Below are 11,029 nucleotides of genomic sequence, written 5' to 3' on the forward strand. Positions count from 1 at the left end.
TGGTACGGGTCGAAGCGGTGGGCGGGGCGGGGGGCGGTGGTCGTGGTGGTCATGGTCGGGCCTTCCTGTGCAGCAGTGGGAGAAGAGGAGGGGCGGGGACCGGCGCGAGCCGGTCCCCGCCGGGTGGGCTAGCTGAGTCCTGCGGCGTCGGCGGGGGTGCTGTCGCCAGTGACGACCTGCTCGACCGGGGAGAGCGCGTATCCCCAGGCCGCGAGCTGGCGGAAGTGCTCGGCCGTGCGCTCGTCGCCGCGTCGCCAGGACTCCTTGCTCGTGTGCGCCTCCTGGCCTCCGAGCACGACGGCCAGCGCGACCAGGCGGGCCTTCGCGGGGTTCCCCTCGACCAGCGCTGCGAGGGCGTCGGCGCGGTAGCCGGAGGGACGCTCGATGTGCAGCAGCGCGTGCGCGAGGTCGCTGCCGCCCGTCATCCCGGAGGACACCGCGAACCGGTGAGCGGTGAGACCGAGAGCGATGACGCGATCCGCGTCCTTGGGGAGGGTCTTGCGGGCGAGGAAGGTCGCGATCCACTCGCGGCGCACCTTCTCGGCCGCGTTCCACGCCTTGTTGTTGGCGATGAGCACCCTCCGCTCCGCGGACTTCTCGGCATGCTCCTCCTCGGCCTCCTCCTCGGTCTGCGGCTGCTCGGGGGCTCCGTAGGCGTAGGTGAATCCGGCGGCGGTGGGGTCCTGAACGAGGAGCGTGACCTCGACCTCGCCGCGCCAGCTGGTGTCGATGAGCACTCCGCGGCCGGGAGCGGCGGCGACCTGCTCAGGGGTGACGCTCTTCCCGTCCTCGCCGCGCAGCTGCCGGATCGGCGTCCACGTCGCCTGGTCGCCGTAGGCGTCGGAGCGGGTGAGGATCTGGAAGACGTTGCCGGTGTACTCGGCGGCGGTCGCCGCGAGGAGCGCCTGGTGCGCGGCCTCGTCGCGGAGGGTCTGCGCGGTGTGCTCGAACTGGGCCGGGTCGTGGGTGGCGACCTCGATCAGGTTCGCGCGGGCGTCGGCGTCGTCCTCGAACTCCAACAGCACCGCCGCCTGGTCCAGGGTCAGCTCGTGCTCGCGGAGCACGGACGTGACGGTCGCGGACTCCGCGACCGCAAGCCCCTTCTACACCGCGTCGGTCTTGGTGCCGGTGCGCTTGGCGATCGCTGCGGCGGACACGCCCTCGAACGCGAGCTGCGCCCACGCGGCGGTGCGGTCCGCGACGCTCAGCTCGGCGCGCTGGTCGTTCTCGATGATCTGCTGAACGATCCGGTCGGCGGCCTTGTCGTCGCCCTCCACGACGTAGACCGGGATGGTGGGCGCTCCGGCCTCGCGGGCGGCGAGGGTGCGGCGCTGCCCGGCGCGGACGATGACGTTGCCGTGCTCGTCGCGGCGGGCGAGGACCGGGGTGATGACGCCGTTCTCGCGGATCGACGCGATGAAGTCCTTCGTCAGCGGGGCGCTGGTGCGGACGTTCGCCTCGATCACGAGGACGGTCGGGTCGATGTGCTGAACGGTCCCGGTTCCGGTAGTGATAGTCACGATGGTTTCTCCTCAATCGGTGTGCGACCATTGAGGCGACAAGTCCCGTGGTTCTAGACCAACTACGGGGCTTTTGTCGTCTTCCTGATCGTTTTTCTTTGCCTCTCCGGCGAGTGAAAACCAATTGAGTGGAGTCGGCGGAGTGACGGCTCTCTCGGGCGAAATAAGGGAGCGTGCGACCGCGTCCGAGAGAGACGGCACGTAGCCGGCGGAGCGAGATAGGTTGAAACCGCGGAGAGGTGAAGAAAACCTGGAAACGCGCCGCGTAGCGGCTCCCGCCGGCGGTGCTCCGTCGCCGCTGCGCGTGCGGAGCTCGCGCCCCGCCGGAGAAACGACGTCGGTAGGCTTCGGGCAGGTGACGCTTGATCACCCCGAACGGGAGAACGACATGAACGCCGTGATCTACCGCATTCGCTCCATCGCCGCATCGCTCCGCGCGAAGTTCACCACAGCGCCGACGGCGCTGCCGAAGGATCCGTTCGGGGAGCCGCCCCGCGAGGCTCACGACCCGCACTCGTATCAGGAAGAGTCGTGGAAGGCACCTGCGCCCTCCACGATCAACTTCCACTAAAGCCATGCTCCCCGGGGACCCTTCTATGGCTTCGAGTCAAGACCCAACACGCGATGAAGCGGTCGGTCGTCGTCTCGGCGTGCGACCCCGCGGCGCCGGTCAGGGAGTCGACGGGGTCCCGATGGATACTGGACGCCGCAGCGAGCCCGAGGGGCCGCGTGTTTGAAGCGAGGTCGTAGGACATGCCACAAGACAAGAACCTTCCCCCGTTCTTGAAGTACGCCAACAGGGTGATCGTGTTCCTCAACAACATCGGCATCACCACCGGTCCTCCGCATGTTCTGACCGTGGTCGGCCGGGTCTCCGGCGAGCCGCGGTCCACACCCGTCTCGATCGTGGTCGTGGACGGGGCTCGGTACGTGGTCGCCGGGCAGAAGATGTCCTGGGTCAAGAACGTGAGGGCTGCCGGCCGTGGCGAGATCCAGCGCGGCCGACGACGAGAGGCCGCGAATTTCACCGAGATGACCCTCGAACAGCGCGGCCCGATCCTCAGCGCGTACTGGCATCAGCACAGCCAGGGCCGAAAAGTCGCCGCTCAGATCTTCGAAGTCGGCCCGGAGTCGACCGCTGCCGATTTCGCAGCGGCCGCGCCGCGCTGCGCAGTGTTCCGCTTAGATGATCAGGACTCCACGACCCTCGCGTAAGACTCGTCACCCCTGACGCCCCGTAGACGGCCGAACAGGCGCCCTCGTATCGTGCTCGGCGTCGACTCACACGGCTACGTGCCCAACACCATGCGGACCTGTAGCGCCTTGAATAGTTCACGTGCGATGTATCGCTTGACGCTGCGCCTGATCTCGCGGACAGTTCGGCCCTCTGACGTTCGTCGCTCGACGTATGCGCGAGTGCGCGCCTCGGAGACCATCCGTACGCGAGCGATCACGTCGAGCGCGCGATTGAGCTGACGGTCACCGCCACGGTTGAGCCGGTGGCGTGTTGTGTTCCCCGATGACGCCGGAATCGGGTTCACTCCGGCGAGAGCTGCGAACGCAGCCTCGCTCCGCACCCTGCCGGGGTGGGAGTATGCCGCGACTGCCACTGCGGCGGTGACCGGGCCGACGCCGTAGATCTGCTGCAGCCCGGGCGCGAGAAGCTCGACCAGCTCAGCTAACACTTCGCGGTTGTGTCGCATCTGTCGTCCAAGATCGATCACGGTCGAGGCCAACCGGACAGCTTCAGCGCGGATGATGCGCTCAGCCACGTCGGAACGATTAGCGTCCAGATTGGCGAGTTGCTGCACACCGCGATCGGTGAGTGCCCGCCTCGTGTCGAGCCCGAAGTCCGCGGTACGAACCAACGCGTTGAGCTGGTTCCGGGCGCTCGTGCGACGAACTTCCATATCCCGGCGGGCATCAAGCGTCACTCGGAGCGCGTTGCGCAGCCCGTCGGCCTTCGGCCGAGTCAGCGCCTCGAGCTCGATTCCCATCGCCGAGGTCGCGGCAGCGATCGCGTCGATTTCATCAGTCTTGCCGCGGACACGGCTCGACTTCTTCGGCGGCCGCACCTCGCAGAACACGATCTCGTCACGCAGCAGCGCTCGACCCAACGACGCACCGTAGGAGCCAGTGCCCTCCATCGCGAACAGAACCGACCCGCCCGCGATGCCTCGCACCCAGGCGATCGCTCTGTCGATCGCCGCCGCCGTGACCGGGAAGGCTTTCGTTCCGAGGATCTCGCCGGTCTTGGTAGCGACGATTGCGTAGGTGTGGGTGCGGGCGTGGGTGTCGACTCCGACGACGTGGTCATAGTGGTGGGCGACGATCATGCGGCCTCTTCTCCTCAGGGGTCATCCAGGTGGGATGCGCCGCGGAGGCATCTCTCTAACGAGTCACGCGGCCGAAGTCGCGGACAACCTTCTATCAAGCCATCGCAGCGTCACGCCGGAACTAGCTCGCTCGGACGGACAGGTCCCCGGCAAGACACTGCGGTCAAGAGTGTGATGAGTCACGCCCGAGCAAGCCAGGACCAGCCTGACAGCCGGCACCAGGCCAGCCGAGACCATTAGAGAGTGTGAGGGGATCGCCCCTCGCGGGCCGGCTGGAAGGCCGGCCCTCCCCCACCTGCGACCCCTGCATGTGAGACCGAGATCCGACTGCTGGACGCGGCGGATCTGGGGCACACCGAGATCTGATCGTCGCTGAAGGCCGGGGTCCCGCTCCCGGCCTTCGTCATTTCTGGTCCCCACCCGGAAAGGGGCCGCCGCGGAGGGACATCTGCCCGTTCCTGCACGGATGTTCACGGTAACGTCAGCCGACTCCTCAGCGGCGAGGAGGTCGGCGGGAGCTCGTGCCCCCGCCTGCTGCCGCTCGGGGCACTCAGCGAGGACCGACCCAGAGGACGACCATGCGACGACGACACGCCCTGCTCCCTGGAGCGCTCACCGGACTGCTGCTGGCCTCCGGGCTCGTCGCCGGAGGGCCCGCCGCGGCTCCAGCGGCGGCCGCTCCGGTGGCCCCCGCTTCCGCCGCTCCCGCTCCCGCTCCGGACCGCCCCGTCGCGGCTCCAGACGCCGAGCCCACCGTGATCGAGCCGGAGGCGGACGCGACGACGCAGCAGGCCGCCCTCGCCCTCGACGCCGACTTCGTCGACGTCGAGATCCCGGCGCGCGCCCAGGTGCAGACGCACCGCGTGACGATCGCGCTCGTCGCTCCGCAGGGCACCGTCCCGGGCGGGTACACGACCGCCGACGCCGTCCGCGCCCTCGACCTCGTCGACCGGTTCTACTCCCGCGAGACCAGCGGGGCGATCCGCTTCGAGCTCGACCAGGTCGTCGACTGGCAGGTCGTCGACCAGCCGATCGGCTGCACGAACACGGGCGGACTGCAGGACTGGATCGCGCAGAGGACCGGCTGGCAGCGCGGACCGGGCAAGCACCTGGTCGCCATGGTGCCTGAGGGTGACCCGTGCCCGAACTGGGCCAACGGCGAGCAGTCCGGCGATCCCGATGACGGCGGACGCGCGTTCCAGCCCGGACCGGACGCGTACTTCCTCGCGCACGAGCTCGGCCACAACCTCTCGCTGCCGCACGCCTACAGCGTGAACTGCGCCACGACCCGCGACTACGCCTCCACCCCGCTGCCCGCGGACTGCCGCCGCGAGGAGTACGGCAACCGGACCGACGTGATGGGCGGCGCCTGGTCGTTCCTGCCGCTGTCGTCCCCGTCGCTGGCGCGCCTGGGCACGCTGCCGAACACCCGCCAGCCGGTCTGCGGCGCACCCCGCACCACGACGCTCGACACCCTCGGAGCCGGACCCGCCGGCCGGCGTGCGCTCACCTGGAACGACCCGCAGGACACGGGCATCCGCTACTGGGCGCAGTACAACGACCGCGCCGACACGACGTCCGACGGCGGCGCGTACACGAGTCCCTTCCAGGTGCGCCGCGACGTCTCGGGCGTGCAGATCCTGCGCTCGAACCCGGGCCAGCCGTACGCCGGCGACCTGCTCGAGCGTCCGGGCGACGCGAGCGAGGCGAACGAGTTCGTGCTCGCCGGAGAGAGCGCAGTGCTCAACTCCGGCATGTCCGTGCGGGTCGACCGGATCGACGAGCTCACCCGGACCGCGACGGTCACCGTGACCGTGCCGTGCACCGACTACGTCGGCGACATCGCTCCGCTCGCCTCGTCGACGAGCGCTTCGTACACCTCGCCGTGGACCTCGGTCGGAGCGGTCGCCGACGGCGCCGCCTCGACGATCTGGGGCTCCTGGCCCCGGGTCGGAGAGCAGCACGTCGAGCTGCGCTGGCCGAGCGCCGTGACCGTCGACAGCGCCTCGGTGCTGTTCGCGAGCGACGCGGCCGACGCCGACGGACGCGGGCTGATCCCCGCGCGGTCGTGGCGGGTCGAGCACCTGGTCGGCGACGTCTGGACTCCCGTGAGCGGAGCGGCTCCCGGCCGCGAGCGCGACGTGCTGAACCGCGCGACGTTCGCTCCGGTGACCACGACGGCGCTCCGGCTCGTGTTCACGGCGTGGGGAGCCGGCGAGTACGGCGGGTCCACGGGCGTGGCCGAGATCGAGGTGAACGGCATCGCCCTCGCGGCCTCGGCGGAGGCGCGCGGGACGCTGCAGAGCGTGCCGACCGCGACGACGCGCGACCTCGCGCAGTCCGTGCTGGTGCGCGACTCCTCCGGTCGCGCCCTCGCGGGCCGCTCGGTGGGCTTCGCGATCACCGGGCCGGCGGCCTTCGAGAGCGGAGCGACGACCGCCGCGGTGCTGTCGGGCGCCGACGGCGTCGCCGCGCTCCCCCGGATCCGCACCGGCTCCACCGCCGGCACCGTCTCGATCACCGCGCGCGTCGACGGCGTGACGACGGCGCTGGCCGGAGCGAGCGTTGCGCCCGGCGCCTCCGTCACCGCGAAGGCGACCTCGCGGCTGATCCTCGGGAAGGTCGTCGTCACGGTGACGGCGACGAACACCGGCCGCGCGGCCGCCGATCTGACCGTCGTGACGCCCTACGGCACGGCGTCCTCGGCCGCGGTCGCCCCGGGCGCCACGGTGACCAAGGTGTTCCGCACGGGCAAGAGCTCGATCGCCGCCGGCACCGGCACGGTCACGGCCGTCTCGGGCGCCTCGCGCGCGAGCGTCTCGGTGGTCATCCCGCGCGCGTGACCGGGACGGGGGCTGCCCGCCCGCCAGGACGACTCCGTCCGGGCGGGCGGCTGCTGTTGGCGTCGAGGTGACGCGCCCGGCGACGTGCCGCGGCGGAGTGATCGGGGGACACGATGAGGCGGACGACCGCAGGGATCGCACTGGCAGGAGCACTGCTGCTCGCCCTGACGGGATGCGCAGGCGGAGGCGGGACGGTGGGCGAGGTCCGACTTGTAAGCATGACAACAAGTCAGCGCGGCCCGCTCGTCAGAACAGAGGAGGGAGCTGCCCTGAGGTGAGGATCAGCCGCAGCCCGACCGCGAGAAGAGCGCCCGTCGCGATGACGACTCCGACGATGAGCCGCCGCTCAGCGGCGCTGTCCGCCGCGGCGATCCGGTTCGCTCGGATCGCCTCCTCCTGCTCGATCAGGCGGCGGCTCGTCTTCCGACTCAGCCCCGTCAGCCGCTCGCCGTGCAGGCGCACACGGTCGGCCTCCTGCTGGAGTCGGCCGCTGGACAGGCGCGAGAGCTGATGAGCCGCGCGCGCGGCCCCGGGCCGCTCATCGACACGGCTGCGCTCGATCACGTAGTCACCGCCGGGATGAGGAACGCGATCAGCGCGGCGGCGTGGTCGGTGCCGTCCTCCCGGACGGGGAACCCTCCGAGCACCCACACCCCGGGGAGGGTGAGCGTGTTGCGGACGCCCGCGAGCAGCCGTTCGGTGCTGTAGCTCTCGTGCTCCTCGTAGTAGTTGCGCTCGAACGCGACGATGAGGCCGATCTGCTCAGGCGTCGCGCATCCGGTGTCGGCGTCGATGACCGGTGCGGTGCGGGCGGGGTCCGGGGTGAGGAACGCGATCAGTGCGGCGGCGAGGGCGGAGCTGTCGTCCTCGACGGGCTCGGCGCCCGGCAGGGCGTGGGCGTTGCGGACGGCGGCGAGCATCACGTCGTCGCTGTCGTCGGCGTTCTGGTCCCAGTGAGCGCGCTGGTCGGTGATGATGAGGGCGACCTGATCGGGGGTCGCGAGGCCGGTGTCGGTGCGGTACATGGTCTGTTCCTCTCAGCGGGTTGCGGCCAGCGCGGTGTTGATGTCGACGGTGATCCCGCGCTCCGCGAGGCGGTCGAGGGTGGCGGGCTCCTTCGCGATCTGCTGCCAGCCCTCGGGCGAGATGACGACCGCGGGATCCCCGTCCGCGTCGTTGAAGACGACACAGGTGCGCGAGTCGAGAACGGCCCCGGTGCGCGGGCAGAGGATGTTCTTGCTGACAAGGTAGGTGACCGTCTGGTCACGGAGGATCGCTTCGAGGGTGTCCATGTGTGTTGCTCCTGCTCCTGGCTGATCGTTTTTCTTTGCCTCTCGGGCGGGGAAAACCGTTTGAGTGGAGCCGGCGGAGTGACACCGATCACGGGCGAAATAAGCCCGTAGGGCGCGTCCGGGATCGGCGGCACGCAGCCGGTGGAGCGAAATAGGTTGGAACCGCGGAGAGGTGAAGAATCTCAATCAGGTTGTCAACAGTGCCGCAGGCTCCATCAGCCAGCGCCAGCCGGTCTTGCGCCCCCGCTGGTCGAAGTGACGCATAATCTGATGATGACGACGGCCGAGTGGTTTTCGATGGACGAGCTACTTCCATCCACAAGTCCGTTCACCCGTGCGTTCCTGACGCGATTGAGCCTTCGCGCTGCCGCATGGGATACGGACGTGCAGCCGAGCGACACCAGCTTTGACTTTTCGCCCGACACCGTCTGGGCTCGTATCGACGTGCCGGGTCTATCCGGCGGCATGACGGTGCTCTGGGTGGGGTGCACTGAGGATTACCACGGGGTTCCCCTGCTTGAAGGCTCGTGGGGAGACCGATGGCTGGTCGCTGATCACCACGGCGCGGATCCGCTCCGAGACCTCACGGTGACTGGCCCACCCGCGGCTCCGGAGCTACTGGCCGACCTCGCCGCTCAGTGGTGCGGACGGCACCTTCGAATGGATGTATTCCGCGAAGAGTGGGCGTTCGGGCGATGGACGCATTGGACGGAGCTCGGGCGCCAGTTCCAGGTGCGGAAGCGACAAACTCCGGTTAGGAAGATATTGGAACGAACCAACGGTCGTTCAACTGGGAACCACCTTGCGTAGGTTCCGGTAGCTGACGAAGTCGTGTGGGGCTAGAGGCGGCCTGCGCAGCGCCCTGACAGCCATCGACGGGTGAGCTGTAGGGGAGGTCATCGCGGAACATCGCCCAGATGACGTCGAGACGCCGTCGGGCGAGGGCGAGGATGGCCTGCTTGTGCGACTTCCCCTCGCCACGTTTGCGGTCGTAGAAGATTCGCGACTCGGTCTTCTGCTGCACGCTGACCATCGCTGCGAGGTAGCAGGCGCGCAGCAGACGCCGGTCGTAGCGGCGTGGCCGGTGGTGATTGCTGCTGATCTTGCCCGAGTCGCGCGGCGCCGGGGCGAGGCCCGCAACGCCGGCGAGCCGGTCCGCGCTGACGTAGACGCTGAGGTCAGCGCCGGTCGATGCACGGAACTCGGCCGAGAGCAGCGGACCGAAGCCCGGCATCGAGCGCAGGAGCTCAGCGGCACGGCTGGTCTCGACCCGTGCGGCGATGAGCTGGTCGACCTCCGCGATGCGGCTTTCGAGAGCGATGACATCGAGCGCGAGCCGGCGCGCGAGTTCAGCTGCGATCGCCTGGCCAGGAAGCACGCTCTGCTGGCTCTTCGCCGCGGTGACCGCGGCGGCGGCGGTCGCGACGGCCGTTCGGCAGCCCTGTGCGCGGAGCCACCGCGCCAGGCGGGATTCCCCCATCTTCCGGATCGCGTCCGGCGTGGCATAGCCGGTGAGCAGGAGAAGCGAAGCTCGGCTGGCGGAGTAGTTGAACGCTCGCTCAAGCGCCGGGAAATACTCGAGCAGGTGCCCGCGGAGGCGATTGATCGCGCGGGTGCGGTCGCAGACGAGATCTTTCCTATGAGCGGTCAGCGCGCGCAGCTCGATGCGCGTCTCGTCCTCGACCGTCAGTACCTGCAGGTCGCGGCGCATCCGCGCCTGGTCGGCGATGATCGCCGCGTCCTTCGCGTCGGTCTTCCCATCACCCCGGTACGCCTTCGCCGCGTGGTGCACGGCGTGGCCGGGGATGTAGACGACCGGCAGAGCGTGAGCGGCGAGGAGCCCGAGGATCAGTGCCGCTCCCCCACTGCTGAGATCGATCGCCCACAGGCACTCGTCGCCGCCGGCGAGATCCGTGACAGTAGCGATCAGCTCGAGCAGCGCCGCCTCGTCATTGGCGACGCGGGCGGAGTGAAGCTTGGCGCCGTCTGCGTCGATGACCACGCAGTGATGGTGCCCCTTCCCCGCATCGATCCCGGCCCAGATCTGCGGCATGGCCGCTCCCTTCGCAAAGTCAGGTGGTGGTGATGGTCGCGCCGACTTTTCCTTACGCAGCGATCTGGTCGCTTCTCTCAATTAGCGGTCGAACCATCGGGTGGACGGCCGGCGGCCATTCTTCACAAGCCGTCACAGCGGCCAAAACGCAGGAGCCCTACCCGCCGTCCTCGGACGATCGACACACTACGACTGCACCGAAACCGCCCGAGCAACAAGGTAAGGAAAACGGATGGAACGGGCCGCATCGCGGCCTCCCATTGGCGGTGCTCCGTCGCCGCTGCGCGAGTGCAGCTCGCGCCCCGGAACGGGACACCGGGGAGCGTGAGGGGGTCGCCCCTCACGGGCCGGCGCCGCCGGCCCCCACGCTCGAGCGGGTCGTGTCAGCGTCGGATGCGACGATGGAGGCATGTGGGAACTGGCACACCGGACGCGCGCGGAATCGGCATCAACGGTGGTGCGCAGCAACGCGGCGACGAGCGCCGCGGCGATCCCGGAAGTGCGCGCAGCGATCCCGGAGGATCACGTCATCCTCTACGCGGTCCGGATCGCGAACGGCTGGGAGTAGAACCCACCGGGATTCGCTCGGAACCACTAGCGTTGCGATCAGTTCCGGAAAGCGATGGTCTCGTGATGGCAAACGTGTTGAAGTTCGTCGGAAAGGCATTCGTGATCGTCTTCCGCCTTCTGGGCGCGGCGGTGTCCGCGGGACTCGCCGCTCTGGGCGTGGGCAGCTTCCAGCAGCCCAACCCCGGACCGCCTCCGTCCTCTACGGAGAACCGCGAATATAGGCCGTAGAACGGCGAACTCTGCGGCGGATGGCGGAGTATCTCGGAGGACCGAGTCCTACTCAGCCGCGGAGGCGGCGCTGCGGCGGGGTGCGCGTTGGGTGGTTGTGGTGACGACGGCGGTCGCGCGGGTGAGGTTGGGGCCGATGGCGTCGGCTTCGAGGACGCGGCCGGTGCGGCGGTTCTCTCCTTCTCCC

General features: G+C 69.3%; 9 protein-coding genes and 1 pseudogene. 3 read left to right on the top strand and 7 right to left on the bottom strand.

The annotated features are described in order from the left end of the window. Nucleotides 1-128 precede the first annotated feature (128 nt). On the bottom strand, nt 129-1,064 hold the full coding sequence (locus C5C57_RS17100; protein WP_104297917.1) for a hypothetical protein: 936 nt from the start codon (nt 1,062-1,064) through the stop codon (nt 129-131). 39 nt (nt 1,065-1,103) lie between these two features. Continuing rightward, a complete protein-coding gene (locus tag C5C57_RS17105; RefSeq protein WP_181069262.1) occupies nt 1,104-1,520 on the bottom strand; it encodes a ParB/RepB/Spo0J family partition protein in 417 nt (138 codons plus the stop codon). A gap of 355 nt (nt 1,521-1,875) precedes the next feature. Between C5C57_RS17105 and C5C57_RS17110 the strand changes: the two genes are divergently transcribed. Next, nucleotides 1,876-2,091 (top strand): hypothetical protein, encoded by a 216-nt coding sequence (locus C5C57_RS17110; RefSeq protein ID WP_146076862.1) that lies wholly within the window; start codon nt 1,876-1,878, stop codon nt 2,089-2,091. Nucleotides 2,092-2,273: 182 nt separating this feature from the next. Continuing rightward, entirely contained in the window at nt 2,274-2,735 is a 462-nt protein-coding gene (locus C5C57_RS17115; RefSeq protein WP_104297919.1) for a nitroreductase family deazaflavin-dependent oxidoreductase, read from the top strand. A 74-nt stretch (nt 2,736-2,809) separates the two neighbouring features. Here the strand turns inward: C5C57_RS17115 and C5C57_RS17120 are convergent, their stop codons facing one another. Next, nucleotides 2,810-3,856, bottom strand: coding sequence for an IS110 family transposase (locus C5C57_RS17120; protein WP_104297920.1), 1,047 nt, complete (start codon nt 3,854-3,856; stop codon nt 2,810-2,812). A gap of 578 nt (nt 3,857-4,434) precedes the next feature. Between C5C57_RS17120 and C5C57_RS17125 the strand changes: the two genes are divergently transcribed. Beyond that, nucleotides 4,435-6,699 (top strand): Ig-like domain-containing protein, encoded by a 2,265-nt coding sequence (locus C5C57_RS17125; protein ID WP_146082473.1) that lies wholly within the window; start codon nt 4,435-4,437, stop codon nt 6,697-6,699. A gap of 246 nt (nt 6,700-6,945) precedes the next feature. On the opposite strand, the gene C5C57_RS17130 is transcribed toward C5C57_RS17125, so the two are convergent. The 4 genes and pseudogenes from C5C57_RS17130 to C5C57_RS17145 form a co-directional block, all read right to left on the bottom strand. After that, on the bottom strand, nt 6,946-7,263 hold the full coding sequence (locus C5C57_RS17130; RefSeq protein WP_104260266.1) for a hypothetical protein: 318 nt from the start codon (nt 7,261-7,263) through the stop codon (nt 6,946-6,948). Beyond that, complete coding sequence (locus C5C57_RS17135; RefSeq protein WP_104297922.1) at nt 7,260-7,724, bottom strand: hypothetical protein; 465 nt, start codon at nt 7,722-7,724, stop codon at nt 7,260-7,262. Before C5C57_RS17135 ends, C5C57_RS17130 begins: the two co-directional genes overlap by 4 nt. A gap of 12 nt (nt 7,725-7,736) precedes the next feature. After that, nucleotides 7,737-7,991 (bottom strand): hypothetical protein, encoded by a 255-nt coding sequence (locus tag C5C57_RS17140; RefSeq protein WP_104223237.1) that lies wholly within the window; start codon nt 7,989-7,991, stop codon nt 7,737-7,739. A gap of 886 nt (nt 7,992-8,877) precedes the next feature. Next, nucleotides 8,878-10,044: pseudogene (locus C5C57_RS17145) on the bottom strand (IS110 family transposase); the annotation flags it as partial. Between the last annotated feature and the right edge of the window lie 985 nt (nt 10,045-11,029).

This window comes from Rathayibacter sp. AY1C5, assembly GCF_002931705.1.
Taxonomy (GTDB): Bacteria; Actinomycetota; Actinomycetes; order Actinomycetales; family Microbacteriaceae; genus Rathayibacter.